28 protein-coding genes are annotated in these 26,810 nt (G+C 58.2%); 25 read left to right on the top strand and 3 right to left on the bottom strand.

Going from position 1 to position 26,810, the window contains the following annotated elements; all coding sequences use genetic code 11:
• The first annotated feature begins 40 nt into the window (after positions 1-40).
• The gene (locus AO726_RS10010; protein WP_058067914.1) at positions 41-835 is read left to right on the top strand and encodes a universal stress protein; all 795 of its coding nucleotides are present in this window, start codon (positions 41-43) and stop codon (positions 833-835) included.
• A gap of 103 nt (positions 836-938) precedes the next feature.
• Here the strand turns inward: AO726_RS10010 and AO726_RS10005 are convergent, their stop codons facing one another.
• On the bottom strand, positions 939-1,709 hold the full coding sequence (locus tag AO726_RS10005; RefSeq protein WP_058067913.1) for a ParA family protein: 771 nt from the start codon (positions 1,707-1,709) through the stop codon (positions 939-941).
• Between the two features lie 203 nt (positions 1,710-1,912).
• On the opposite strand from AO726_RS10005, the gene AO726_RS10000 reads away from it, so the two are divergent.
• The 22 genes from AO726_RS10000 to AO726_RS09895 all read left to right on the top strand — a co-directional run bounded on the left by AO726_RS10000 (position 1,913) and on the right by AO726_RS09895 (position 20,783).
• Complete coding sequence (locus AO726_RS10000; RefSeq protein WP_058067912.1) at positions 1,913-2,629, top strand: beta-ketoacyl synthase chain length factor; 717 nt, start codon at positions 1,913-1,915, stop codon at positions 2,627-2,629.
• Positions 2,608-3,417 (top strand): lysophospholipid acyltransferase family protein, encoded by an 810-nt coding sequence (locus AO726_RS09995; protein ID WP_177330545.1) that lies wholly within the window; start codon positions 2,608-2,610, stop codon positions 3,415-3,417. Before AO726_RS10000 ends, AO726_RS09995 begins: the two co-directional genes overlap by 22 nt.
• Positions 3,392-3,652 (top strand): phosphopantetheine-binding protein, encoded by a 261-nt coding sequence (locus AO726_RS09990; protein ID WP_058067911.1) that lies wholly within the window; start codon positions 3,392-3,394, stop codon positions 3,650-3,652. The genes AO726_RS09995 and AO726_RS09990 overlap by 26 nt, the downstream gene beginning before the upstream one ends.
• A gap of 11 nt (positions 3,653-3,663) precedes the next feature.
• Positions 3,664-3,924: an acyl carrier protein gene (locus tag AO726_RS09985; RefSeq protein WP_058067910.1), complete on the top strand. Its 261-nt coding sequence runs from the start codon at positions 3,664-3,666 to the stop codon at positions 3,922-3,924.
• On the top strand, positions 3,924-4,469 hold the full coding sequence (locus tag AO726_RS09980) for a COG4648 family protein (protein WP_058067909.1): 546 nt from the start codon (positions 3,924-3,926) through the stop codon (positions 4,467-4,469). Before AO726_RS09985 ends, AO726_RS09980 begins: the two co-directional genes overlap by 1 nt.
• On the top strand, positions 4,466-6,151 hold the full coding sequence (locus AO726_RS09975; protein ID WP_058067908.1) for an acyl-CoA synthetase family protein: 1,686 nt from the start codon (positions 4,466-4,468) through the stop codon (positions 6,149-6,151). Before AO726_RS09980 ends, AO726_RS09975 begins: the two co-directional genes overlap by 4 nt.
• Positions 6,096-6,878, top strand: a complete 783-nt coding sequence (locus tag AO726_RS09970; RefSeq protein WP_446737416.1) for a glycosyltransferase family 2 protein — start codon at positions 6,096-6,098, stop codon at positions 6,876-6,878. Before AO726_RS09975 ends, AO726_RS09970 begins: the two co-directional genes overlap by 56 nt.
• The gene (locus AO726_RS09965; protein ID WP_058067906.1) at positions 6,875-7,810 is read left to right on the top strand and encodes an LpxL/LpxP family acyltransferase; all 936 of its coding nucleotides are present in this window, start codon (positions 6,875-6,877) and stop codon (positions 7,808-7,810) included. The genes AO726_RS09970 and AO726_RS09965 overlap by 4 nt, the downstream gene beginning before the upstream one ends.
• Positions 7,791-9,332: an HAL/PAL/TAL family ammonia-lyase gene (locus AO726_RS09960; protein ID WP_058067905.1), complete on the top strand. Its 1,542-nt coding sequence runs from the start codon at positions 7,791-7,793 to the stop codon at positions 9,330-9,332. The genes AO726_RS09965 and AO726_RS09960 overlap by 20 nt, the downstream gene beginning before the upstream one ends.
• On the top strand, positions 9,325-9,750 hold the full coding sequence (locus AO726_RS09955) for an acyl-CoA thioesterase (protein ID WP_058067904.1): 426 nt from the start codon (positions 9,325-9,327) through the stop codon (positions 9,748-9,750). The genes AO726_RS09960 and AO726_RS09955 overlap by 8 nt, the downstream gene beginning before the upstream one ends.
• Complete coding sequence (locus tag AO726_RS09950; RefSeq protein ID WP_058067903.1) at positions 9,747-10,355, top strand: outer membrane lipoprotein carrier protein LolA; 609 nt, start codon at positions 9,747-9,749, stop codon at positions 10,353-10,355. Before AO726_RS09955 ends, AO726_RS09950 begins: the two co-directional genes overlap by 4 nt.
• Entirely contained in the window at positions 10,345-12,684 is a 2,340-nt protein-coding gene (locus tag AO726_RS09945) for an MMPL family transporter (RefSeq protein ID WP_058067902.1), read from the top strand. The genes AO726_RS09950 and AO726_RS09945 overlap by 11 nt, the downstream gene beginning before the upstream one ends.
• Positions 12,681-13,841 carry a sodium:proton antiporter gene (locus AO726_RS09940; protein WP_058067901.1) on the top strand — a complete coding sequence of 387 codons (1,161 nt, stop codon included), beginning with the start codon at positions 12,681-12,683 and terminating at the stop codon, positions 13,839-13,841. Before AO726_RS09945 ends, AO726_RS09940 begins: the two co-directional genes overlap by 4 nt.
• Positions 13,828-15,072 (top strand): NAD(P)/FAD-dependent oxidoreductase, encoded by a 1,245-nt coding sequence (locus AO726_RS09935; RefSeq protein WP_058067900.1) that lies wholly within the window; start codon positions 13,828-13,830, stop codon positions 15,070-15,072. Before AO726_RS09940 ends, AO726_RS09935 begins: the two co-directional genes overlap by 14 nt.
• A gap of 17 nt (positions 15,073-15,089) precedes the next feature.
• Positions 15,090-15,815 (top strand): class I SAM-dependent methyltransferase, encoded by a 726-nt coding sequence (locus AO726_RS09930; RefSeq protein WP_058067899.1) that lies wholly within the window; start codon positions 15,090-15,092, stop codon positions 15,813-15,815.
• Positions 15,815-16,315, top strand: coding sequence for a DUF3261 domain-containing protein (locus AO726_RS09925; protein ID WP_058067898.1), 501 nt, complete (start codon positions 15,815-15,817; stop codon positions 16,313-16,315). The genes AO726_RS09930 and AO726_RS09925 overlap by 1 nt, the downstream gene beginning before the upstream one ends.
• Entirely contained in the window at positions 16,315-17,517 is a 1,203-nt protein-coding gene (locus tag AO726_RS09920) for a beta-ketoacyl-[acyl-carrier-protein] synthase family protein (RefSeq protein WP_058067897.1), read from the top strand. Before AO726_RS09925 ends, AO726_RS09920 begins: the two co-directional genes overlap by 1 nt.
• On the top strand, positions 17,514-17,978 hold the full coding sequence (locus tag AO726_RS09915) for an ApeP family dehydratase (protein WP_058067896.1): 465 nt from the start codon (positions 17,514-17,516) through the stop codon (positions 17,976-17,978). The genes AO726_RS09920 and AO726_RS09915 overlap by 4 nt, the downstream gene beginning before the upstream one ends.
• Positions 17,975-18,703: a 3-oxoacyl-ACP reductase FabG gene (gene fabG / locus AO726_RS09910; RefSeq protein ID WP_058067895.1), complete on the top strand. Its 729-nt coding sequence runs from the start codon at positions 17,975-17,977 to the stop codon at positions 18,701-18,703. Before AO726_RS09915 ends, fabG begins: the two co-directional genes overlap by 4 nt.
• The gene (locus AO726_RS09905) at positions 18,703-19,938 is read left to right on the top strand and encodes a beta-ketoacyl-ACP synthase (RefSeq protein ID WP_058067894.1); all 1,236 of its coding nucleotides are present in this window, start codon (positions 18,703-18,705) and stop codon (positions 19,936-19,938) included. The genes fabG and AO726_RS09905 overlap by 1 nt, the downstream gene beginning before the upstream one ends.
• Before the next feature lie 85 nt (positions 19,939-20,023).
• Positions 20,024-20,464 carry a hypothetical protein gene (locus AO726_RS09900; RefSeq protein WP_058067893.1) on the top strand — a complete coding sequence of 147 codons (441 nt, stop codon included), beginning with the start codon at positions 20,024-20,026 and terminating at the stop codon, positions 20,462-20,464.
• 37 nt (positions 20,465-20,501) lie between these two features.
• Positions 20,502-20,783, top strand: coding sequence for a c-type cytochrome (locus tag AO726_RS09895; protein WP_058067892.1), 282 nt, complete (start codon positions 20,502-20,504; stop codon positions 20,781-20,783).
• Between the two features lie 55 nt (positions 20,784-20,838).
• Here the strand turns inward: AO726_RS09895 and AO726_RS09890 are convergent, their stop codons facing one another.
• Positions 20,839-21,750, bottom strand: a complete 912-nt coding sequence (locus tag AO726_RS09890; RefSeq protein WP_058067891.1) for a hypothetical protein — start codon at positions 21,748-21,750, stop codon at positions 20,839-20,841.
• A gap of 214 nt (positions 21,751-21,964) precedes the next feature.
• Here AO726_RS09890 and AO726_RS09885 point away from each other — a divergent pair, with 214 nt between their 5' ends.
• Entirely contained in the window at positions 21,965-22,438 is a 474-nt protein-coding gene (locus tag AO726_RS09885; protein WP_058067890.1) for an Sbal_3080 family lipoprotein, read from the top strand.
• A 201-nt stretch (positions 22,439-22,639) separates the two neighbouring features.
• Positions 22,640-25,327: an ATP-dependent DNA helicase gene (locus AO726_RS09880; RefSeq protein ID WP_058067889.1), complete on the top strand. Its 2,688-nt coding sequence runs from the start codon at positions 22,640-22,642 to the stop codon at positions 25,325-25,327.
• A gap of 99 nt (positions 25,328-25,426) precedes the next feature.
• On the opposite strand, the gene hemE is transcribed toward AO726_RS09880, so the two are convergent.
• The gene (hemE, locus tag AO726_RS09875; RefSeq protein ID WP_058067888.1) at positions 25,427-26,494 is read right to left on the bottom strand and encodes a uroporphyrinogen decarboxylase; all 1,068 of its coding nucleotides are present in this window, start codon (positions 26,492-26,494) and stop codon (positions 25,427-25,429) included.
• Positions 26,495-26,810 lie beyond the last annotated feature (316 nt).

Below are 26,810 nucleotides of genomic sequence, written 5' to 3'. Positions count from 1 at the left end.
ATAATAATTAAGCAGCATCACGCCGCAGGAGATCGCCGCAATGACCAGTCATATCCTGATCGCCCATGACTTGCGCGACACCGCAGACATTGCGTTGTGCCGTGCCGTGCAGCTGGCCAGACAGTTTGGTGCTCGCCTGAGCGTACTGCACGTGCTCAAGCCGAATGCCAGCCAACAGGAGCAGGAACAGGCGCAGCGGGCGCTGGACAAGAGCCTCACCCTGTACGCCCCGAAAAGCGAATTGCTGATCCGCAGCGGCAAGCCTTCAGACGTGGTGCTGCAACAGGTGATTGAAACTGGCTGCGATCTGCTGGTTTTAGGCAGCCATAATCAGCGCCACGACTTGTTTCCCGGCACCAGCCTAGACCGCATCGCGCGCAACTGTCGGGTGCCGCTGCTGTTGGTGACCCGCAACGACTTCCGCCCGTACCAGCGCGGCCTGGCCGCTATCGACTTTTCCCTGTGTGCCTGCAGTGCGCTGGGACACGGTTATCGCCTGCTGCCGGAAACGGCGACGCTGCATGCGGTGCATGTGTTTGATCCCGGCAAAGGCACGCCCAAACAGGTCGAAGCGCAACTGGCGACCCAGCAGGCGTTAATTGATCAGTTGCTGGAAGATGAAAAGCAGTACCTGCCAGAGAAGGGCCCCACGCTCAGCCATTCCATCGTGCAAGGCGGAATCCTGCGCTCCCTTCAGGATCACCTGAAAGAACACAGTAATGATCTGCTGATCCTTGGCAGTCATGGCCGCAGCGCGCTGTCCCAGGCCTTACTGGGAAGCCTGGCTCAACACTTTCTGCACAAAGCACCGTGTGATGTGCTGGTGGTGAGGTAGCCCTCAAGTCCCAAGGTAGGTAACGCTACCGCAGGGTAGCGTAAGCCCGCACAGCGGGTTACTCACCATGCGGTTTCAAGGCATACGCAGCGCCGACAAGCGATCAATCTGCCTCGTTCAGCAAATCATGCAACTCAACAAACTGCTGAGTCAGCTTGTGGCTGCGATCCAAGAAGATCAGCGGAGTGCAGGCCTGGTGGGATTCGCGCATTTTCACCGAACTCATCAGATGCACCGGCAACACCGGCAATTCTTCTTCGATCAGCTCGTCAATGATCTGCTGCGGCAGGCTCGCCCTTGGCTGGAACTGGTTGACGACAATGCCCTCCACCTCCAGCGCTTCATTATGGTCTTCCTTTAACTCTTCGATCTCCCCCAGCAGCCCGTATAAGGCCTGACGGGAGAAGCTGTCGCAATCAAAGGGGATCAGCACCCGATCCGCTGCGATCAGAGCAGAAACGGTATAGAAGTTCAGTGCGGGCGGCGTGTCCAGATAGATCCGCTCATAATCCTCGCTCAGGCTGTCGAGCAGCTTGGCCAGCTTATTGATCTTGTGCTTCTGCTCGAGTTTGGGCTGCAGTTCGGCCAGCTCCGCCGTCGCGGTCACCACATGCAGGTTCTCGAACGGCGTTTCATAGATGTCCACCTTATTTTTTCGGAACGAGGTGGCTGACAGGGTCTGCTTGAAAAACTCGGCGATGCCCATGGGGATGTCATCGCCGGTCAGCCCGGTCAGGTAGTGGGTTGAGTTGGCCTGAGCGTCAAGGTCGATCAGCAGTGTGCGATAGCCCTGCGAAGCACTAACAGCGGCCAGGTTACAGGCGATACTGGACTTACCCACGCCGCCTTTCTGATTGAAGATCACACGTCGCATCGGCACCTCCTAAACCCAAAACTGTAGTGATTCTATGCACAATTACAGAAAAGGATGAAGGAATTACGGAAACGTCTGATTGACTATCTTTCCCTAATGATTTGCGCAGTCTGTATCGGGACTGGATAATGCCTCCATAATGCCAACGAGAATGCCGTCCTAAGCGGGTTTGACTAGGCGTAGGAATATTTGGACTTACCCGCGTGACACACTTTCTGATCGAACAATGGCGCGCCTGGGCACCGGGCGTGGACAGTACGGCTGACTGGCTTGCCTGGCATCAGGCTCCGTCGTGCATTGTCGATCAGGGCGAACAACCCGATGTCAGCGTCCTGCCGCCCATGCAACGCCGCCGCTTGAGTCGTTTGGCGCGCATGGCATTTCACGTCGCCTGGCCGCTGGCTGAACAGCACCCGCAATTGCCTATGGTATTCACCAGCAGGCATGGCGAAACACCGCGAACGCTGGCGATTCTCAGCGATCTTGCGCATAACGAGCCGCTATCTCCCACACAGTTCAGCCTATCTGTGCATAACGCGATTATTGGTCTGTGGTCGATTCAACGCGGTGACACCAGCGAAATGACCGCCCTGGCCGGTGAAGGCGACGGCCTGGAAACCGCGGTGCTTGAGGCCTGTGGCCTGCTTCAGGAAGGCGCTCCAGCAGTGCTGCTGGTGATTGCCGAAGAAACACCGCCTGAGCTCTACCGTCCCTACATAGAGGACGTGCCATTCCCGTATGCCGTTGCCCTGCTGCTTACTGCTGGCGACGACTGGAACCTGCAATTGAGCAAGGAAATCGGACCACGCTCGCAGTGGCCCCACGCTCTGAGTCTGGTACGCGCACTGTGCAGTGGCCAGACGGTATTGCAGCATCACTGGAAGAACCGGAAGTGGACATGGTCGAGAGAAAAGGTCTGAGTTCATACAGCCATCCGTATTGGTGGCGCTTAATTGCAACTGCCCTGAGTTTCAGCCTGTTCGGTATCGGCGGCGTGATACTGCGCGTGCTGGTCTTCCCCTTGTTACGCCTGCTGCCTGGCGATGCTGTCGCCCATCGCACCCGCTCCCGCGCGGTAGTCAGCGCCACCTTCTATTACTTTGTACGTTTTATGTACCGCACCGGCGTGCTCACCTATGAAGTGGAAGGCATTGAGCGCCTGGGTCAGCCGGGGCAGATGGTCATCGCCAATCACCCTTCGCTGATTGATGTGGTGGTGCTGATTGCCTTTATCCGCGACGCCAACTGCATCGTTAAACAAAGCCTCTGGCACAACCCCTTTATGCGCGGCCCGATCCGCGCTGCGCAGTACATCAGCAACAGCGGTAGCCTGGACATGCTTGAAGAGGCGGCAGGAGCCCTGCGTGAAGGCCAGACCCTAATTGTGTTCCCCGAAGGCACCCGAACGACACCGGGTGAATTTCGTGAGTTTCATCGCGGCGCTGCCGCCATTGCTCTGCGCGGGGCGCGGGTTGTAACGCCAGTTGTGATCGATGTCACGCCGACAACCCTAACCAAGGCGGAACCTTGGTACAGCATTCCGTCGCGACGTTTTCACTTCCGTTTGCGCGTAGGTGAGGATATCGCCCCAGCAGCCTTTAACGCCGCCGGCCCCGCTCCGGTTGCATCCCGAAAACTTAACCAATTTCTGCACCAGCACTTTCTGAAGGAGCTCGCCCAAGATGAGCAATCTAGAACTAGAAATTAAAAATCTGATCATCGACGCCCTGGGCCTTGAAGACATGACCGCTGAAGACATCGCCGCGGACCTGACCCTGTTCGGGGAAGGCCTGGGTCTGGATTCAGTCGACGCCCTGGAGCTGGGCCTGGCCATCCAGAAGCGTTTTGGTATCAAGATCGACGCCGAAGCCAAGGACACCCGCAAGCACTTCGCCAACGTCGCCAGCCTGGCAGCGTTCGTGTCATCGCAACAACCTGCCTGAGGATCGCGCCGATGCAAACCCGTGAGGATATTTTCAACACCCTGCGCGACGCCCTCGTAGAGCTGTTTGAACTGGAGCCCGAGCGCGTCACGCTCGAAGCCAACCTGTATCAGGATCTGGAAATCGACAGCATCGATGCCGTCGACCTGATCGACCACATCAAACGCCAGACCGGTAAAAAGCTCGCGGCTGAAGAATTCAAAGCCGTGCGCACCGTGGGTGATGTGGTTGAAGCCGTGTTCCAACTGGTCAACAGCCCAGCCGCTGAATAATGGGCCGTTTGTTTGGCCTGCTGTTGCTGATTGCCGGAGTGCTCTACCCGTTTGCCGTGTATTACGGCATGGAGCACCTGTCGCCGCAGTGGTTTGCCGTATGCCTCGGCGTGCTGTGGCTGGCCCGTGCGCTTTCGCAGCGGGGTAAGCCCGGAAATCTGTGGATGACTGCCATCGCCCTGGCCTTCTGCCTGCTGTTGGGGCTCTCAGCTGAGGAACAGCTGTTGCGCTGGTATCCAGTGCTGCTCAACGGCTTGCTGATGGTGACATTCGGCCTGAGCCTGAAATATGGCCCGCCGCTGATTGAGCGGCTGGCACGTATTCGTGAGCCCTATCTGCCCGAGGTCGCCATCCGCCACATACGGCGGGTCACGCAGGTCTGGACGCTGTTTTTCCTGCTCAACGGCTTGGTGGTTGTGGCGCTGATTTTTTGGGCCCCGCTAAGTTGGTGGACGCTGTACACCGGCCTGATTGCCTATGTGTTGATGGGCCTGTTGTTTGTCGGTGAGTGGCTGGTACGCCAGCACGTAAGGAGACACGAATGAACTGGCTGCCCCTTGAGCGCCTGTTAGAAACTGCCCAGCCAGGCCGTCAGGTGACGCCGCAGCTGGAGCATCCCGCACTGCTGCAACAGGCCCTGCAATTGGCCTTTGTTCTGCAACAGCGCGGCGTACAGCGACTGGCCCTGCATATGGAAGACGCCGGTGAGTTGGCCATTGCCCTGCTCGCCGCTTGGCGTGCGGGTATTGCCGTGGTGCTGCCCGCTGATGCGCAAGCCAACACCCGCCAGCGCCTGAGCACATCGTGCGACCTATGGCTGGATAACCTGGACGGCCTGATCACAGCAGACAGCCCGGCGCTGGAACCAGCGCTACTGGCTGTAGATAACTGCCGTCTGACCCTGAGCACTTCGGGCTCCAGCGGCGAAGCCAAGCTGATCGACAAATCCCTGCGTCAGCTGAGCAACGAAGTCGAAGCACTGGAAGCCCTCTGGGGCGAACAAATTGCCGGCGCGACCATTTTCGGCAGCGTTGCCGCGCAACATATATACGGTCTGCTGTTCCGCGTGCTGTGGCCGCTGTGCGCCGGGCGCTGTTTTATCCCCCGTGCGCTGCCGTTCCCGGAAGATTTACAGCGCGAAAGCCTGAACCTGATCCGCGAAGACAGCAGCAAGCGTTTCGCTTGGGTCGCCAGCCCCGCCCTGCTCAAACGCATGGGTGACAACCTCGACTGGGCCGCGCTGCAACAGGTGCGTCAGGTGTTTTCCTCCGGCGGTGCGTTGTCTGCTGAAAGCGCCACGGAGCTGCACCGCCTGCTCGGTCAGTGGCCGACTGAAATCTACGGCAGTTCGGAAACCGGCGGCATCGCCTGGCGCCAAGGTGGCGAGCTGTGGACGCCGTTTGCAGGGGTTGAAACCGGCAGCAATGAGGACGGCGCACTGAACCTGACCTCGCCTTATTTGCCAGAAGGCCACCGCGAGCAGACCGCCGATGCGGTGAGCTTTGAGGCCGATGGCCGCTTCCGCCTGCTCGGTCGTCTGGATCGCATCATCAAGCTGGAAGAAAAGCGCATCTCCTTGCCCATGCTGGAACAGGCTCTGATCAATCATGAATGGGTCAGCGATGCCCGTTTAGGCGTGATCCAGCAAGGCCGCGCCTACCTCGGCGCACTGATCAGCCTGACGCCAACCGGGCTGCATGCGCTACGCAACCAAGGCCGCCGCACCGTCACGGAAACCCTGCGCCAGCACCTCGCCCAACACACCGAAGCCATCGCCCTGCCGCGCCGCTGGCGGCTACTCGCGCAACTGCCGTACAACGCGCAAGGCAAGCTGACGCAAGTCTGTGTGGATGAATTGCTCGCAGCGCCGCGTCCAAAAGCTGTCGAACCACTGTCAGCGGTTGAACAAGACGGCGAATGGCAACTGGAGCTGGAGATTCCACTGGATCTGGCCTATTTCACCGGCCACTTCCCGCAAACCCCGGTGCTGCCTGGCGTAGTGCAGGTGGACTGGGCGCAACAGCTGGCACGCCGCCTGATGCCTGATCTGCCGCCGCGTTTTGGCGGTATGGAAGTGCTCAAGTTCCAGCAACTGGTGCGCCCCGGCGACCGCCTGCAACTGAGCCTGCGTTTCGACGCCGAGCGCGGCAAGCTGTACTTCGCCTTCCGCAATGGCGAGGCCGCCTGCTCGTCTGGCCGTATCCTGCTGGGAGCTGCCTGTGTATAAGGCCTGCGCGGTGATTCCGGTCTACAACCACGGGCGCACGTTGCCTGCGGTGGTGGCCGAGCTGCACAAAGCGGGCTTGCCCTGCGTACTGGTGGACGATGCCTCCAGCGCCGACTGCGCAGCTGTAATGGATCAACTCGCCACCCAGGCCGACACTCACCTGCTGCGGCTGCCGCAGAACCAGGGCAAAGGCGGAGCCGTCATGGCTGGCCTGCGCGAAGCCGCTCGCCTCGGTTTTACTCACGCGTTGCAGGTAGACGCCGACGGCCAGCACAACCTGAATGATGTCAGCGTCTTTATCACTGCTTCGCAGGCTGCGCCGGATTCGCTGATCTGCGGTTATCCACAGTACGACGCCAGCGTGCCGAAAGGTCGCCTGTATGCGCGCTACCTGACCCACGTGTGGGTATGGATCAACACCCTGTCACTGCAAATCCGCGACTCCATGTGCGGCTTCCGCGTATACCCACTGGTGCCGACTCTGGCGCTGATCAACCACGTCAACATCGGTAAACGAATGGATTTCGACACCGAAATACTGGTGCGCCTAGCCTGGCGCAACCAGCCCATGCACTGGCTGCCCACCCGCGTGCACTACCCGGAAGATGGCCTGTCCCACTTCCGTCTGTGGCACGACAACGCGCTGATCTCGAAGATGCACGCCAAGCTGTTCTTCGGCATGCTCCTGCGCGCCCCGCGCATCCTCTGGCAAAGGTGCTGGCGATGAGCAGTCAACACTGGGCCAGACAGCGCGAGCGCGGCAGCTACATCCTGATGAAGCTGACGGTCATGCTCTCGCGCCTGCTTGGCCGTCGTCTGATCAGCCCGCTGCTGCACCTGATCGTCGCCTACTTTTACCTGTTCGGCGGCACCGCCCGACGCAGCATTTTCGAATACCAGCAGAACCTGGCGCAGTGGAGCGCCCGCCCTGAGCTCAAGCCCACCCAGCTGACCGTGTTCCGCCAGTTCATGGCCTTTGCTGACACGCTGCTGGACAAGCTTGATGTGTGGAGCAGCAGGATTGGCCTGGAGCGTCTGGAGCTGGTCGACCCGGAGAACATCTGCGGCAAGTTATATGAGCAAGGCCGCGGGCAGATTCTGGTGGCTTCGCACTTAGGCAACCCGGAAGTCTGCCGCGCCCTGGCCGAAATCGGCGAAGACGTGACCATGAACGTCCTGTTGCACACCAAACACGCCGAACACTTCAACCGGTTGCTGAGCGAATCCGGTGCCAGCCAAATGCGCCTGATCCAGGTCAGCGAACTGGATGCCGCAACCATGATGCAATTGTCCGAACGCCTGGATCGGGGCGAGTGGCTGGCGATTGCCGGCGATCGCGTCCCGCTCAAAGGCAGCCGCAAAGCCGTTGTGGAGTTTCTCGGCCAACAGGCCGCGTTCCCCCAAGGCCCGTGGCTGATGGCGGGACTGTTGCAATGCCCGGTTAACCTGATTCATTGCCTGAAGTTTGATGGCCGCTACACCGTCTCCATCGAACCGTTTGCCGAGCGCATCGAATGGAAGCGCAGCGAGCGTGATCAGGTAATCCAACACTGGGCCCAGCGTTATGCCGACAGTCTGGCACAACGCTGCCTGAGCGCCCCTTTGCAGTGGTTCAACTTCTACCCGTTCTGGAATAAAGATGACGACACACCAGCCTGATCCCGTAGTTTTTGGCGAACATGCTCTGAGCATCGAACAGATCGTTGCCCTGTCTCAGCGCCGCGCTCCGGCGCAGCTGCAGGACGACGCCGCCTACCGGGAGAAAATCGCCAAAGGCGCCCGCTTCCTCGACAGCCTGCTGGACCGCGAAGGCGAGATCTATGGCATCACCACCGGCTACGGTGACTCCTGCGTGGTCGCCGTGCCGCTGCATCAGGTCGAGGCGCTGCCGCGTCATCTGTTTACCTTCCACGGCTGCGGCCTCGGCAAACTGCTGGATGCACCGAGCACCCGCGCTGTGCTGGCCAGCCGTTTGCAGTCGCTGTGCCACGGCGTTTCCGGTGTGCGCGTAGAACTGCTGGAGCGCCTGCAAGCGTTCCTGGAACACGACATTCTGCCGCTGATCCCGGAAGAAGGCTCGGTGGGTGCCAGTGGCGACCTGACTCCACTGTCCTACGTTGCTGCGACCTTAACTGGCCAGCGCGACGTGCTCTACAAAGGCGAGCGCCGCAGCTCTGCCGAAGTTCACGCCGAATTGGGCTGGACGCCGCTGACCCTGCGCCCGAAAGAGGCGCTGGCCCTCATGAACGGCACTGCGGTGATGACCGCACTGGCCTGCCTGGCTTACTCCCGCGCTGATTATCTGCTGAAGCTGGCAACCCGCATCACCGCGCTGAACGTGGTGGCGCTGGAGGGCAACCCGGAGCACTTCGACGAGCGCCTGTTCGCCGCCAAACCCCATCCAGGTCAGACTCAAGTCGCCGCCTGGCTGCGTGAAGACCTAGCGATCAACGCGCCGACTGCGCCGCTGCATCGCCTGCAGGATCGCTACTCGCTGCGCTGCGCCCCGCACGTACTCGGCGTATTGGCCGACAGCCTGGGCCTGCTGCGCCAGTTCATCGAAACCGAACTGAACAGCGCCAACGACAACCCGCTGATTGATGCCGAAGCCGAGCGCGTGCTGCACGGCGGCCACTTCTACGGCGGCCATATCGCCTTCGCCATGGACAGCCTGAAGAATCTGGTCGGCAACGTTGCTGACCTGCTCGACCGCCAACTCGCCCTGCTGGTAGACGTGCGCTACAACCACGGTCTGCCGAGCAACCTGTCTGGCGCGCCTGCGGAAACCGCGATGATCAACCACGGCTTCAAGGCTGTGCAGATCGGTGCCAGCGCCTGGACTGCCGAAGCCCTGAAAAACACCATGCCAGCCAGCGTGTTCTCACGCTCCACCGAATGCCACAACCAAGACAAAGTCAGCATGGGCACCATCGCCGCCCGCGACGCCCTGCGCAGCCTGGAGCTGGCCGAGCAGGTGGCCGCCGCTACCTTGCTGGCCGCCAACCAAGGCGTGTGGCTGCGTCAGCAGGCCGGTAAAAACGACATCCCGGCACCGCTGCTGAGCATGCGCGAGCAACTGGCCAGCGACTTCCCGCCGGTGATCGAAGACCGCGCACTGGAAGCAGAGCTGCGCCTGTGCCTGACCCGTATCCGCGAGCAACACTGGAGCCTGTATGCGTAGCAAAGGTGTAGTGCAGGCGGAGATCGAGCTGCAAGTCCAGTTCTACGACGTCGACATGATGGAAGTGGTCTGGCACGGCCACTACGTCAAATACTTCGAGCAGGCGCGCTGTGCCCTGCTCGACAAGCTCGGCCACAACTACACGCAGATGCGCGACGCCGGTTATGCCTGGCCGATCATCGACCTGCAGGTGCGCTACATGCGCGGTGCACAGTTCGGCCAGAAACTGATCGTCCGCGCGGATCTGGTGGAGTGGGAAAACCGCCTGAAGATCAACTACCTGATCGTCGACGCCGAAACCGGCGAGCGCATGACCCGTGGCAGCAGCGTGCAGGTGGCGGTGGAAATCGCCAGCCGCGAGATGCAGTTCGTCTGCCCGAAAGTCTTTACCGACGCCGTTGAGAGGGCCATGCAATGACCTTACGGGCAGTCACCAGAAGTGTCTCCATCGTCCTGCTCGGGTTGCTGGCAACCGCCGCCCAAGCCTTCGATCTGGATCAGCTCAGCGCCCAGCTGGCCAAGCCGGCGGTGGTGCGCGGCCCGCTGATTCAGGAGAAACACCTGCGTGCCCTGCCCAAGCCCCTGACCAGCCGTGGCCAGTTCGTTTTAAGTGGCGAACACGGCCTGCTCTGGCAGCTGCAAAGCCCGCTTAAGCAGGACTACCGGATCAACCAGAACGGCATCGCCAAGCGCACCGCCAACGGCTGGCAACAGCAGCCGGGGCAAGATGTCGCCGCCCAGCAAAGCCGCCTGTTTCTGGCCGTGCTCAAGGGCGATCACACTGGCCTTGCCCGTGACTTTCAGCTTGAGCTGAGCGGCACTGCGGGTGACTGGCAACTGAGCCTGACGCCCAACTCGCTGCTGCTCAAACAAATCTTCACCCGCATTCAGATTGAAGGCGGCGCGCTGGTGAAGCAGATCGAACTGAGCGAAACCCAGGGCGACCGCACCGTCCTGCACCTGCCGGACAGCCAGACCGGTGACGCCTTGAGCGAACAGGAGCTGCGCGACTTTGAACAGTGAGCGTCTGCTGCCCCGCGCCTTTCTGCTGTTGCTGCTGGCCCTGTTGGTGCTGGCCGCATGGCAGTGGCGCGCCGGTCCGCCGGTGGCAGCCGACATGCTCGCGTTGCTGCCCAAAGGCAGCGACGACACCCTGATCCAGCAAGCCGAAGATCGCATGCAGGCTCCGCTTAACCGCGAGCTGCTGCTGTTAGTCGGCCATGCCCAGCGAGATCAGGCCATTGCACTGGCGCAGCAGGTTGCCGGGCAATTGCAGGCCAGTGAACGCTTCAGCCAAGTGCAGTGGCAGGTCAACGACGACCTCGACAGCCTGCGCGACTACCTGCGCAACAATCGTCTGTCGCTGCTGCCTGCGGCTGACCGCGAACTGCTGCTGAATCACCCGCACCAGCTGATCGAACAACGCGCTGCGCAGTTCTTTGATCCGTTCAACAGCTTCAGCCTGTTGCCCACGGAAGAAGACTGGTTCGGCTTTGCCACCAGCGCCCAGCAGGCACTGAACCCCGGCAGCCGCGTACAGCCCGACCTCAGCAGCGGCGCGCTGTTGATTGAAGACAACGGCACCACCTGGGCCTTGCTGCGCGCCAGCGCCCACGGCAGCGCCTTTGATATGCAGGAACCGCCGCTGATTGCCGAACAGGTTGCCGCCAGCCGCGCTCAGGTTGAAGCCGCAGGCGGTGAACTGCTGGCCACCGGCGGCGTGCTCTACGCGGCTGCCGGGCAAGCCAAAGCCACCCGCGAAATCAGCCTGATCGGCGGCGGCGCAACCTTGGGCACCCTGCTGTTGTTGCTATTCGCCTTCCGCCGCCTGCGTGTGCTGGTCAGCCTGCTGCCGATTGGCATGGCGCTGCTGGCGGGCATCAGCGCCTGCGTGCTGGTGTTCGGCCAGATCAACGCCCTTACCTTGGTGCTCGGCGCCAGTCTGGTTGGCGTCGCCGCAGACTATCCACAGCACTACCTGAGCAAGAGCTGGGCACAAAACGCCGACAGCGCCGAATGGGACAGCTGGGCCGCCGTGCGCGCCACCCTGCCGGGCCTGAGCCTGAGCCTGGGCACCAATCTGGTCGGCTATCTGGCCCTGGCCTTCACCCCGTTCCCGGCGCTGACCCAAGTGGCGCTGTTTTCCGCAGCCGGATTGGTTGCCGCGTATCTGTGCTCGGTATGCCTGCTGCCTGCCTGGCTGCGTGGCTTGCGCCTGAATCCTGCGCCGAGTTTGATGAAGCTGAGCACGCGTCTGCTCAGTCTGCGCCAGCGCTTGCTGAGCAAAGTCGGCAGCGCGCCGCTGTTCCTCCTGCTCGTGTTGTTTATCGCTGGCGGCATTTACCAATTACACACACAGAATGATTTGCGTCAGTGGCTGGGCAAGGAGCCGCAACTGGCGGCACAGGCGCAGCGCATCGCCGAGCTGACGGGTCAGCAACCCACCAGCCAGTTCTTTCTGGTGCGGGCTGATAACACCGAACAACTGCTGCAACGTCTGGCCGAATTGAGCCAGCGTCTGGATCAAGCCATCAGCGCAGGCAGCCTGCGCGGTTATCAAAGCCTGACTCAACTGATCGCCCCGCAAAGCCAGTTGCAGCCGCTGCGCGATGCCCTGCAAAAGCTCCCTGAACATTGGCAACCGCTGCTCGACCTCGGCCTTGAGCAAAGCGCACTGGAGCAGGAACTGAACCTGCTCAGCACCCGCACACCGGCCTCACTGGAGCAGGCGCTGGCCAGCCCGATTGGCGAGCCGTGGCGAGCGCTGTGGCTGGGAGAAAATGAGCAAGGCGTCGCGGCCATCGTCAGCCTGCAAGGCCTGAACAACAGCGCCGATCTGCAAGTGCTGGCGGCTGATCAGCCGGGCGTGCAGGCCGTGGATCGAATCGGCGAACTGAATGCCCTGTTCAGCGCCACGCAAGTCACCGCTGCCGAACTCAAACTGATCTCCTCAGCCGCCATTCTGGTGCTGCTGTGCATCCCGTTTGGCTTTGGCGGTGCGCTGCGTGTGGTCTGCCTGCCGCTGCTGGCTGCGTGTGCCGCGCTGGCGTGTCTCGGCTGGTTGGGACAGCCGCTGACCCTGTTCAGCCTGTTCGGCCTGCTGCTGATTACGGCGATTGGCGTCGATTACGCGATTCTGATGCGGGAGAACATCGGCGGCGCGGCGGTGAGCCTGCTCGGCACCTTGCTCTCGGCGATCACCAGCTGGCTGTCCTTCGGCCTGCTGCTAATCAGCGACACCCCGGCGATTGCCAACTTCGGCCTGGCCATCAGCCTCGGCCTGCTGTTCTGCTTCCTGCTGTCGCCGTGGGCCGGGCAGGCTCAACATAAAGCACAGGGAGCTGCCGCATGAGCGTGATCGGCTTCTGGCTTATTGCTTTAGTGATTTACGCATTGGTTGCCGTGCTCGGCGGCAAGCGCCTGATCCCGATTGTGGGCCAGTTGCTGGTGGCCAGTCTGGCCATCCCGACGCTGCTGTTGGGCTGGGTCGAACCACACTGGCATCTCAGCGCGACCGAGCTGCTCGCCCCGGACTGGCTGCAACTGCTCTATGGCCTGTGCTTTGCCCTGCTGTTGGGCTACATCCTGAGTGATGTGATTGATCTGGACGTGAGCAGCGCCTGCCTGAAAATCGCCATCCCCAGCTTCCTTGTGCCGATGCTGGCGGGGCTGGCCTGCGCGCTGTGGCTGCTGCCCGGCGAGTACAGCTGGCTGAGTGCGGTGGGCATTGGCCTGCTGTTCTCCATCACGGCGATCCCGGTGCTGTACCTGTTTTTGCAGAACATCGGCTACCCACCGGCGCAGACCAAGCGCCTGATGCACGCGGCGATCCTGATGGATTTCCTGTGCTGGAGCCTGTTCGGTTTAGCGCAAGGCAGCAGCGACCCAGCAGCGCTGCTGTGGCCGTTACTGGCTGCTGCGCTGCCTGCTGTGTTGCGCCTGCTGGGCGTGCGTCACGGTCTGTTCTACAGCCTGCCGTTCTTTGCCCTGATGGTGCTGTTCCAGTACCTGCACCTGAATGCGCTGGTCTTCGGCATCACTTACATGCTGTGCCTGGCCTGGCTGAAACAGCCCTTCCAGCTCCCGCTGAAGGATGCGCACTTCAAGCGTTTGCTCAATGGCCTCGCGGTGCCGCTGATCCTCACTTACGGCGTGCTCTGGGTGGACTTCCACAACCTCGGTAACGGCCTGACCTGGCAACACCTGCTGGCGTTGTTTGTGCTGCCGGTGCTGAGCAAAGTCTTCGGCAGTTGGCTGGGCCTGCACTGGGCTGACCCGCAGAGTCAGGCGCGGGTGAAATGGCACGAAAGCATCCTGCTGAATATTCGCGGCCTGACCGAAATCGTCTTCCTCAATCTGCTCCTGCAATTGCAGTTAATCGACTCGCTGGTGTATTTCAGCCTGTTGCTCATGAGCCTGTTTTCAACACTGCTGCCAGCCTTGCTCGGCCGCAGGTCTGCCAAATCCTTAAAGCATAACGAGGCCAGTAGAAGCCATGAACTCACCTGAAGTTGAACGGCATAAAGTCGTAGTCATTGGTGCGGGCCCTTCCGGTTCAATCGCCGCCGCCATCCTTAAACGCAAAGGCCATGACGTCCTGATTCTGGAGCGCCAGCGTTTCCCGCGCTTCTCCATCGGCGAAAGCTTGCTGTCGCACTGTCTGGACTTCGTTGAAGAAGCCGGGATGCTCGAAGCTGTACGCGCAGCGGGCTTCCAGACCAAGCACGGCGCAGCGTTCGGCTGGGGCGAGCGCTACAGCGAATTCGATTTCCGCGACACCTTTACGCCGGGCATGGGCTCGACCTATCAGGTGCTGCGCGCCGACTTCGACAAACTGCTGGCTGATCAGGCTGAGTTGCAGGGTGTGGATATCCGCTATGAAGAGGAAATCTACGCGGTGGATTTCGACCGCCCGCAACCGCGCTTGAGTGTGCGCCGCTTGCAGGACGGCTACGAATACCAAGTCGAATGCGACTTCGTATTGGACGGCAGCGGTTACGGCCGTGTGCTGCCACGCCTGCTCGATCTCGACACGCCGTCCAGCTTCCCGGTGCGTAAAGCCGTGTTCACCCACGTTGAAGACCGCAGCGAAGGCACCGGTTTCGACCGCGAAAAAATCCTTATCACCACCCATCCAACCCTGCGTGATGTGTGGTTCTGGACCATCCCGTTCAGCAATGGCCGCTGCTCGGTTGGCGTGGTCGCGGCGGCTGAACGCTACGAAGGCCGCCCGGACGATCTGGATGCCTGCCTCAAGCAGTTCATTGAAGAAACCCCAAGCCTCAACAAGGTCCTGAAAAACGCGGTGTGGGACACTCCGGCGCGCACCATTGGCGGTTACTCGGCTAACGTCAAATCCCTGCACGGTCCGGGCTTTGCCCTGCTCGGCAACGCGGCCGAATTCCTTGATCCGGTGTTCAGCTCTGGTGTGACCATCGCCATGCGCTCTTCCAGCATGGCCGCGAACCTGCTCGACCGGCAGCTCAAGGGCGAGACAGTGGACTGGGAAACCGAGTTCGCCATTCCCCTCAAGCGCGGCGTGGACACCTTCCGCGTCTATGTTGAAGGCTGGTATGACGGCAGCTTCCAGGACGTGATTTATTACGAAAAAGCCCAACCGGAAATCCGCCGCATGATCAGCTCGATCCTTGCCGGTTACGCCTGGGATGAGAAGAACCCGTATGTCGCCGAGCCGCGCCGCCGTTTGCGGGTACTCGCTGAAGTCTGCGCCAGCAACTGACACAACTAAGGACTGTTATGAACAACCCGGCCGCAACCTACGTTGAAGAAACCCGCTTTGGCTTCTGGTTCCTGCGCAGCCATGTGTGGCACCACCATGTGCTGCGCGTGGCAATCAACGACCTGCTGACCCGCTTCAACGCGCCACTGCCTGAGGCGCCCGTCATCCTCGACGCTGGTTGCGGTCAGGGCCGCTCATTCGGTCTGCTGGCCAACGCCTTCAAGCCGTCGAAGATCATCGGTCTGGACGCCGACCCGCACAGCCTCGACTGCTCCCGTGCAGAAGCGCAACGTTTGGGTCTGGACGTGGATCTGGTGCTCAGCGACTGCGGCAAAATCGACCTGCCGGATGCCAGCGTCGACCTGCTGTTCTGCCATCAGGTATTCCATCATCTGGTGGAACAGGAAAAGGCCCTGGCCGAGTTCTGGCGCGTACTGAAACCGGGCGGCCGCCTGTTGTTTGCTGAGTCCACTAAGTACTACATCGACACCTGGGTAATCCGCTGGCTGTTCCGTCACCCGATGCACGTGCAAAAGAGTGCTGACGAGTACCTGGGCATGCTGCGTGGCCAAGGCTTCGAATTCACCGAGCAAAACATCTCCTACCCTTATCTGTGGTGGAGCCGCTCGACTGACTTCGGCTTGCTGGAGCGCTGGGGCCTGCAAAAGCCCAAGCCCTTCGGCCAGCGCAACGAAACGCTGGTTAATGTGGTTGCGACCAAACCGCTGGAGGCAACCGTCTGATGCTGCGCGCCTTGTTGTTGAGCCTGAGCCTGCTGCTGAGCGCCTGCGCCAGCCACACCGCCCTGCCCGAACGGCAGACCGCGCTGGTGGCGACGCTGCCGCTGACCTTGCAGATTCAGCGCCAGACAACAGGCGACCAGCAAGACTGGCTACTGGTGCTGCAAGACGAAAGCGGCACGCTACGCGCTTCGTTATTCGACCCAATTGGCGTGCCGTTGGCGCGCCAACAACTGCGTGACGGTGCGTGGCACAACGACGGCCTGTTGCCGCCCAACAAAGAAGCACGCGAGCTGTTCAGCGCTCTGCTGTTTGCCCTGACTCCAGCCGATCAGCTGAGTAGCGCCTACCCGGCTGGCAACTGGCAAGTGCAGGCAAATGGCAGCCGCGAGCTCGATCCACAGTGGCGCATCGACTACCGCACGCCGCTGGATTTCACCCTGTATCAACCGGCTGATCTGCGTTACCAGATCAGCGCGCTCCCTGACGACAAGGCACCTTAATGGCCACTTACTTGAACGCCCTGGGGCTTAATTGCGCACTCGGCCAAGGCAAAACTGCCGTGGCCCGCGCCCTCTTTGCTGGCGACAGCAGCGGCATGCGCGCCGAAAGCGGCTGGGTTCCCGAGCAGACGCTGACGGTAGGCCGCGTGCCTGGCGAGCTGCCGGCACTGCCTGAGCTGGCCGGCCACCCGCAATGCCGCAACAACCAGTTGCTGCTGGCCGCCGCCTTGGAAATTGAAGACAGCCTGCGCGCGGCTGTGGCCCAATTCGGCGCTGAACGTATTGGCGTGGTGCTCGGCACCAGCACCACTGGCATCGAAGAAGCCAGCCAAGGCATCGCCCACTTTCTGCACAACGGCGAGCTGCCAGCCAGCTATCACTATTCCCAGCAGGAGCTGGCGGAACCGGCCAGCTTCCTCAGTGACTGGCTTGGCATCTGCGGCCCCAGCTACAGCATTTCCACCGCCTGCACCTCCGGTGCCCGTGCCCTGCTCAGCGCTCAGCGCCTGCTCAATCTTGGTGTATGCGATGCAGTGATTTGCGGCGGTGTGGACAGCCTGTGCAAGCTCACCCTCAATGGCTTCTCCGCGCTGGAAGCAGTCAGCCCGGAACTGTGCAACCCGTTCTCGCGCAACCGCAAAGGCATCAACATCGGCGAAGGCGCGGCGCTGTTCCTACTGACCCGCGAACCGCTGGACACAAGCCACGCCCCCATTGCCCTGCTCGGCGGTGGTGCCAGCTCCGACGCCCACCATATTTCCGCGCCACAGCCTGAAGGGATCGGCGCACAAGCGGCGATGAACAAAGCCCTGAAAGCCGCTGGTCTCGACGCCAGCCAGATCGACTACCTCAACCTGCACGGCACCGCGACCCAGCACAACGACGCCATGGAAAGCCTCGCCGTACAGGCCATCTTCCCCAACGGCGTGCCCTGCTCCAGCAGCAAACCGCTAACCGGCCACACCTTGGGTGCTGCCGGTGCACTGGAAGCAGCCTTCTGCTGGCTGAGCCTGAGTAGCTACAACCCTGACAACCTGCTGCCGCCCCAGCGCTGGGACGCTGAGGCCGATCCGGCCCTGCCCGCCCTGAATCTGGTGAAGCCCGGCACGCAACTGACATCACGCAACGGACGCGCACTGATGAGTAATTCTTTCGCCTTTGGCGGCAACAACATCAGCCTGATCATCGGAGACCGCCCATGAGTATGTGGCCGGTAGCCGAACTGGTGCCCCACGCAGGCGACATGATCCTGCTCGATCAGGTGCACCGCTATGGCGATGACGACATCGAAACCAGCCTCACAGTGCGCGACGGCGGTCTGTTCAGTCAGGACGACGGCAGCCTGCCCGCTTGGGTCGGCATCGAAATCATGGCGCAAAGTGTGGCCGCCTACGCAGGCTGTCACGCCCGCGCCAGGGGCGAACCGGTAGAGCTGGGCTTTCTGCTCGGCACCCGCAATTACCAATGCAACGTCGAGCGCTTCCCGCTTGGCGCTGAGCTGCACATCCACGCCACCCGCTCCCTGCAGGATGACAACGGCATGGGCGTTTTTGAGTGCCAACTTACAGGTACTGGCATTGAGGCCATCGCCCGGCTTAACGTATTCCGCCCGCCGCAGGTGGCCAGCTATCTACAAGAAGAAATTCAGGACACACAACGATGAGTGAAAGCATTCTGGTCACAGGCTCCAGCCGGGGTATCGGCCGTGCGATAGCCTTGCGTCTGGCCAAAAGCGGCTACGACATCGTCCTCCATTGCCGCTCGCGCATTGAAGAAGCGCAAGCCGTGCAAACCCAGATCGAAGCGCTGGGCCAACAGGCGCGCATCCTTCAGTTCGACGTCTCCGACCGAGCTGCCTGCCGCGCCGCGCTGGAAGCCGATATCGAACAACATGGCGCTTATTACGGCGTGGTCTGCAACGCCGGGCTGACCCGCGACGGCGCATTTCCCGCACTCAGCGAAGACGACTGGGACAGCGTACTGCGCACCAACCTCGACGGCTTCTATAACGTCCTGCATCCGCTGACCATGCCAATGATCCGCCGCCGCAAGGCCGGGCGTATTGTCTGCATCACCTCGGTGTCGGGTTTGATCGGTAACCGCGGTCAGGTTAACTACAGCGCCAGCAAAGCCGGTGTGATCGGCGCAGCCAAAGCGCTGGCCATCGAACTGGGCAAGCGCAAAATCACCGTCAACTGCGTCGCGCCGGGGCTGATTGATACGGACATCGTTGATGACGACGTGCCGATTGAAGAAATCCTCAAAATGGTTCCGGCAGCCCGCATGGGCACACCGGAAGAAGTGGCCGGTGCAGTTAATTTTCTGATGTCTGAGGAGGCGGCTTACATCACCCGCCAGGTCCTCGCGGTAAACGGTGGGTTGTGCTGATGAGTGGATTCAAACGCGTTGTAGTCACCGGCATGGCAGGCGTGACCTCACTGGGCAGCGACTGGCCGACCATCAAAGCCAACTTTGCCGCAGGCAAAAGTGGCATCCGCTACATGCACGAGTGGGAGCGCTACAGCGAGCTGAACACTCGCCTGGGCGGCCCGGTGGATGACTTTGAAGCCCCCAAACACTGGACGCGCAAGCAACTGCGCAGCATGGGCCGCGTCTCCAAACTCGCCGTGTTCGCTGCCGAGCGCGCGCTGGAGCACGCCAACCTGCTGGGCAACCCGATCATCGCGGATGGCCGCATGGGCGTAGCGTGCGGCTCCTCCACCGGCAGCACCGAAGAAGTCAAAGCCTTCGGCAACATGCTGCTCAACTCGGTGGCGGACGGCCTCAACGCCAACTCTTACATCCGCATGATGCCGCACACCACAGCGGCTAACATCAGCATCTTCTTTGGGTTAAAAGGCCGCCTGATTCCCACCTCCAGCGCCTGCACCAGCGGCAGTCAGGGCATCGGCTACGCCTATGAAGCGATCAAGTTCGGCCGCCTGAAAATGATGCTCGCAGGCGGCGCAGAAGAACTCTGCCCGACCGAGGCCATGGTCTTCGATGCGCTGTACGCCACCAGCCTGAAGAATGAAACGCCGCACCTGTCGCCACGCCCTTACGACAAAGACCGCGACGGTCTGGTGATCGGCGAAGGCGCGGGCATGCTGGTTCTGGAAGAGCTGGACCACGCCCTCGCCCGTGGCGCCACCATCTACGCCGAGATCGTCGGCTTCGGCTGCAACTCAGACGGCCAACACGCCACCAAACCGGAAAAAACCACCATGCGCGGCGCGATGGAGCTGGCGCTGCAAGATGCAGGGCTTGAGCCCTCGGTGATCGGTTACGTGAATGGCCACGGCACCGCCACCGATCAAGGCGACGTGGCTGAATCCCAAGCCACCCAGGAACTGTTCGGCCCGCACATGCCGATCAGCTCGCAGAAGAGCTATTTCGGCCACACCCTTGGAGCCTGCGGCGCGCTGGAGTCCTGGTTCAGCATCGAGATGCTCAACAGCAACCAGTACGTGCCCACGCTGAACCTCGACAACGTCGACCCGGCCTGCGCAGAACTGGACTACCTGCGCGGTGAATTCCGCGAAATGAACAACCAATACGTGATGAATAACAACTTTGCCTTTGGTGGCGTGAATACGTCGCTGATTTTTAAACGCTGGGCCTGACAGCCCGGCAGACTGAATTACACTAAACGCACAACCGTGCCAGCCAGAACAGATCAATCAGTCGTTTCAACAAGGAGTAGAAGCTATGAAAATAAAATCGTTGATTGCAGCAGCAATCGTTCTGAGTCTCGCCCCGGCCATCAGCCAAGCCCGCGACACGGCTCACTTCCTGCCCTTCGACCAAGTGGTCCAGGAAGCCACCAGCGCAGGCCGCCTGGATGGCAGCGTTAAGTTCTACTTGGCTGGCAAACCGGGGGGCGAAGTACAAATCGTACGCCCAGGCGTGACCACCAGCCAGAAGACCAACGCCTTCAACAAGAGCGATGAAGCCGCTTGCAGCTGGGCCCTGCAATCTGCACTGGTACGCCTGCAAAGCGCGGCCAAATCCGCTGGCGCCAACGCCGTGGTTAACCTGACCAGCAACTACAAAAACGTCGAGTACAAAGACAGCCAGAAATACGAATGCCACGCCGGTGCCGTCATGGCGGGCGTAGCCCTCAAAGGCGACCTCGCAATTGTTAAGTAAGGCTGTTTGGCCCGGTCTCACAGCCGGGCTACTGCTTTTGGCGAGCCTGCCTGCCGTTGCTGAAACAGACGGCAAGCAGCTCTACCAGCAGCACTGCGCCAAATGCCACGGCGACAACGGCCGCGCCAACACACTGCGCGGCTGGCTCTCGTTTGCCCAAAACCTGAGCAAAACCAAGTGGCAGGACCGCACCAGCGACGACGAAATCATCGCCGCCATCCAACAAGGCCCCGGCGCCATGCCGGCCTACGCTGAAAAGTTCAGTGCAGACGAGCAACAATCGCTCGTGCAATACGTGCGCGGTTTGCGTCAGCTTTGATCAGGGCGTGTGGATAACCTGAGTTATCCACACCTTCCTGTCCCTTCCAGAACTGTTATCTGAACAACGAATCCTGCGTTCTTAACGTGCTGCGATACAGCTCAAACGCGTGCTCCAGTTCGTCCTTAAACACCTCGACTTGCGCTGCCAGATGCTCTTGCAGGTAGGCCGACGCATTCTGCCAGATCGCTTCGGCCTTACCTTCGTGTACGCCCAAGCGCTCCAGCTGCCAACGAACATCCCGCTCCCACCAGGGCGAAGGCTCCAGATTGCGGCAAAGCCCTCCCTCTAGGTAGTACTGGATTGCCCCCAGCGTTCTGTACTCCACATTCAGTGCCTCGGCGCACTGCTGCAGCGCCCGCTTACCCGGGTCGGTGTGTTTGTCGATGGCGATCCAGTAGGGAAACGCTTCTACAACGTACTCCGGCATTGAGAGCGTGGGGATCTGGTTGAGCACTGCCAGATAAGCGCTGGCCAGCGAAAACACCTTATCCCCCGGCAAGCCGGAGCCACGAAACGCAGCCTCGGCTTTTTCGATCACGCTCAAATTGCTGCCTGCAACTGGCTGGCTGTGAATCCATTGCCAGAAAGCATCAGGGCGGCGGATAGCCTCAGCGACGATCCTCAGGTCTTTGCTTGCTGGATCGCCCTTAACCAGCAGGCTGCGATAACCGTTCTCCAACTCCGCCGCTAGGCTGCCCAGCCCCGCCGCATTCTTGTTCTTCGCCGCACGGGCCATCTCGGTGTACTGGCGGATCAGTGCGTCTTCCTGCGTCGTAAACTCAAGCCGCCCGACATAGGCCAGCACTTCTTCACAGGCGATCACGCCCAGACGATTACGCAGCCACACCGCACCGCCCTGTTGCAGCAGATAGACAACCGCCTTCTCCGCCACATCAACAACACCGCGCCGCACCGCCTTCTGTAATAAAGACCGGCAGATTTGCTCAGTGGCCTGGGTTTTCATTGTTCATAACCATTCAACGCCATGCATAAAGCGCAGCCCCATACGCTGCCTTCAACGATTCAATTCAGAGGGGCTTTTTACACGAAAAGTGCCGAGTTAAGCCGAAGTCGGCTCGATTAGCTAAGAGTCGAAATAATGACAATTGGCCACCCCCTGTGCCAGTCTTGCCCGGTAATCAGGCATCGAACGCCACTCACAATAAGAAGAACAAGTCATGCATTTCAGATTCAACGCTCAGGGCAAATACCTCACTGCTGCGCTAGCACTCACATTGATCAGTGGCTGCACAGCGGTACAAGTTTCTCCATTGCAGAGCATTAACCAGCACGTCTGCATCGAAGAAAACCCGGCAGTAAAAGTTGATGACTTTGTAACGGTGTTGCAATCCGGTTTCGCCCGTCACGGCATCCAGACCAAGGTGTACGCAACGATCCAACGCGGTGAGTGCAGCCATATCGTCACCTACACCGCCCGCCGCAGCTGGGACGTCGCCTCCTACCTTTCCACCGCAGAAATCCGCGTACTCGACGGCGAGCGCCGCCAACTCGCCAGCGGCACTTACCGTCTGCGTAACAAAGGCGGTTTATCACTGATGAAGTGGCAAGGGACTGAGGCCAAGATCGGTCCGGTAATTGATGAAATGCTGGCTCAGGCGCAGGTGGAAACATGCCGATACCACAAGCCGTAGCGCTACAGCCCACAGACAGAGCCCATTCCAACTAGCCGCCAGCGGCACAACCGGCTGCAACCTTGAGCCTGGAGCAACAGCTCTATCAGCTCAGCCAAAAAAGTCTGGATTTTGCCGAATACCAAGGTCGGTATCGGGAAATTATGGATAGATCGAACCATTAAGCGTGAATTCAATAAATCAAAAGGAGAGCATGCGGATATGGCTACTATAAAAAGTCAAATACAATGCGCAGACTCTGCAATATGCCAAAACATTGAGAAATTTAATGGGGAGCGAGGTTTTCTTTCACAAAACCTGCTACCGCAACTTAGGAATTTAGTAGAAGGCATTAGCGTCCTAATCCAAGAAAAAAACATCAACAAAGAATTTAAATACTCAGCAATAAAACCAGCACTAAAAGAAATACAAAAAACACCAAAATTGAATTTTATTTATAAATTTCACGAACTATTACAAAAAAGCGCATCGCACTTCACATTCGATGCAGACACATCCGAAAGACTGATATTAAAATACTATGAATATCTCTATAGATTGCGAACAACAACATATAATGAATTCAATTTCACAATATTACAAAACCTAGAAAGCCTTCCCATAAACCTTGATCCAGCACTAAAAGAATACCACGAAAAAATAGTAGAAATAATCAAGAGCAACACAACATCAACTAAAAACTCCAAAGACAGATACTACATCCACAAAATCACTCCTTTTGTTTGCAATAACAGAATTTATTATGAGGTTACATTTTACCGAGCAACAAACAAGGTCAATAAATCCGATAGAATAATAGCATTTTCAGAAAGTAGAATAACTGAAAACCATGCCACCTTACTTACACTAAAACAGGGGCAAATTGAAGTTTTCGGGTATCAAATGCCAATAACCATTATTCACGACTGGGAAACCTCAATTCGCCCTTGCGAATTTAACAATTTGGCAAAAATTCTAGGCATAAAGATATCAGCCAGAAGCAACTCAGATGAATATACACTCATCATGAGACTCTTGACTGAGAAATTCAGCAGCTTACTTCAAATTATCGAACTACCCGAAACAGAATACGAATCTATAAAACTTTCCGCATCTATCAATAATGCTAGACCAATCATATTCCCGATACTAGACAAAGCCAGAAAAATAATAAAACCGTCACTCCCCGGCAGCAACATACTTCGATATTTAATATTAAGAATGAACAACCAAATAATAAAAAATGTTTATTACAACATTGAATCCCAATACCTATCACGCTTACATATTAGCAATTCATCAATTCCTTTTGAGACAATGCCTTTATGCACTTCATTACCGGGGCACAACCCTCGCTACTGGGACCTAATTGAAGCTATTGACCCAAGCTCCAGAGTTCATGAGCTTCTTGCCAGAAGAATACATAACAGCGTTGAACAGCACGGGCAACTCTACACGCCACTTGAAGAATTGAAAATTTTTGGTGACGTAGAAAAAATAGTACAAGAATACAATAAGCGAATATATATAACCCACAAACACCGCAAAATAGTCATCGACAAAAAGCATGCTTTTATTTCAGGTTATGAAGACGATACTCATGACATAATTAAAGAGATTCAAACATATACTTCAGCTGGAATCTCAGGCTACACATCCGCAATAGAACGCTGGATCACTGATACTAATCGTGAAATTGATGACCCGAGCAAGAGGGACGCTCTAAAGAACATGTTCTGTAGCTCTCGCGTAGCAGTAATATACGGGGCAGCCGGAACTGGAAAATCAACAACAATTGACCACATTTCCAACTACTTCAATGACAAATCAAAACTTTTTTTAGCGCACACCCATCCAGCCACTGATAACTTAAAACGAAAGATAAAAGCTCAAAACTCAACCTTCAAAACGATTAGCAGCCATATCAAAACCAGCACAACCCAAGAATATGACCTACTTGTAATCGATGAATGTAGCACTGTAAGCAACACAGACCTTTTAAGAACTCTAAAAAAAACCAAGTACAAATTACTGTTACTGGTCGGCGACATATATCAAATCGAATCCATACAATTCGGAAATTGGTTCGACGCAATACGCTCATACATCCCTAAGGCTTCGGTATTCGAACTAAAGACCCCATACAGAACAAGCGAAAATGGCTTACTGACCCTTTGGGAAAAGTTAAGAACAATTGATCACGACCTAACCGAAACAATGGCACACAACGGGTATTCAGCTGTATTAAACGAATCTTTATTCACACCACAGGAAAAAGATGAGATTATACTCTGTCTAAACTATGATGGCCTTTATGGTATCAACAACATAAATCGGTTCTTACAAAGCAGCAATCCATCCCCCACAGTAACATGGCGTGAGTCAACCTATAAAGTAGGCGACCCTGTACTGTTCCATGAAACGGAAAGATTTCGCCCAGTAATCTACAACAACCTAAAAGGAAAAATTGTTGATATAGTGCTTACGCAAAGCATGATTCAATTTGATGTAAAGTTAGACCGTCCATTAACTGAGCTTGATGTAGATAACTCCGAACTAGAATGGGTAGGCGACTCGACAGTACGTTTCTGTGTTTATAGCCTAAACAATACCGATGATGACGACGATTCACTGAATACAACCGTACCATTTCAAGTAGCTTATGCTGTCTCAATCCATAAAGCACAAGGCCTTGAATACGACTCAGTAAAAATAGTCATAACCACTGCAAACGAAGATGATATAACACACAGTATTTTGTATACAGCTATTACACGCGCCAGAAAAAAACTAAAATTGTTCTGGTCACCAGAAACTCAAAATAAAGTACTGAAAAACCTAACTCGACGAAACAATACAAAAGACGTAAATATCTTGTCAGCCCGCAGAGGGTTAGTACCTATAAAATAGACAAGAAACTGCCATTTTATCGTCTATAAATAACAACCTCCCCCATCAGAACAAAGAAGCCGCTAAATAGCGGCTTCTTTGTTCAATCCAAGACTCACCTTACTGGTGATACTGCGCCGACAACTCGTGCACCGCCTCGAAGAAGGCACCGGCATGAGCCGGGTCAACTTCCGGGGTGATGCCGTGGCCGAGGTTGAAGACCTGGCCGCTACCTTTGCCGTAGCTGGCGAGGATGCGGCCGACTTCGGCACTGATGGCAGCTGGGTTGGCGTAGAGCACGCTCGGGTCCATGTTGCCTTGCAGGGCCACTTTATCGCCGACGCGAGCGCGGGCGCTGCCGATGTCGCAAGTCCAGTCAAGGCCCAGCGCTTCTGCGCCACTGTCGGCCATGGATTCCAGCCACAGACCACCACCTTTGGTGAACAGAATGACCGGCACGCGGCGGCCGTCGTGTTCGCGGATCAGGCCATCAACGATCTGCTTCATATAGCGCAGGGAGAACTCTTGGTAAGCCGCCGCAGAGAGCGAGCCGCCCCAGGAGTCGAAAATCTGTACCGCTTGTGCGCCGGCTTTGATCTGGCCGTTGAGGTACGCCGTGACGGACTTCGCTAGCTTATCCAGCAAGGCGTGCATGGCCTGTGGGTTTTCGTAAAGCATGGCTTTGGATTTGCGGAAGTCCTTGGAGGAACCGCCTTCGACCATATAAGTGGCCAGCGTCCACGGGCTGCCGGTGAAACCAATCAGCGGCACACGGCCATTGAGTTCACGGCGGATGGTACGCACAGCGTCCATCACGTAGCCCAAGTCCTGCTCCGGGTCCGGGATCGGCAGGGCTTCGATATCAGCCAGGCTGCTGATGACCTTTTTGAAACGCGGGCCTTCGCCAGTTTCAAAGTACAGGCCCTGGCCCATGGCATCCGGGATGGTGAGGATGTCGGAGAAGAGGATGGCGGCGTCCAGCTGTGGATAACGATCCAGCGGCTGGATAGTAACTTCGCAGGCCATCTCAGGATTCTTCATCAGGTTGACGAAGTTGCCTGCCTTGGCACGGGTGGCGCGGTACTCCGGCAGGTAGCGGCCAGCCTGACGCATCATCCATACAGGGGTGACATCGACGGGCTGCTTAAGCAGGGCGCGGAGAAAACGGTCGTTCTTCAAGGCGGACATCGGCAAGATTCCTGGCAATTCGACGGAAACGTCAGTGCATCAGTGTGCAGGCCGAATGAACGGTTGTCGCCCGCCCGGAGTAGGGTTTTAGGGCAAACCGGCACGCACCGACGTACAACTCAGGGCAACTCTAAAACTTTCAGCTTAACCATCGCTATGCTGAAAAAGACGGAAAATATGCGCTAACCCAAGTCAAGCGGCGCTTTTAAGCCCGTTGTGGAGGCGATTCCGGCAAGATTTTACAGGTGCCCTGCATAAAGTCCGCTATTGTCGCAAAGCACAAAACAAAAGGCACGGTGAGAGCCGTGCCTTTTAT

Origin of the sequence: Pseudomonas sp. TTU2014-080ASC, assembly GCF_001446935.1 — a bacterium.
Taxonomy (GTDB): domain Bacteria; phylum Pseudomonadota; class Gammaproteobacteria; order Pseudomonadales; family Pseudomonadaceae; genus Aquipseudomonas.
This window is presented reverse-complemented; position numbering and strand designations above follow the sequence as displayed.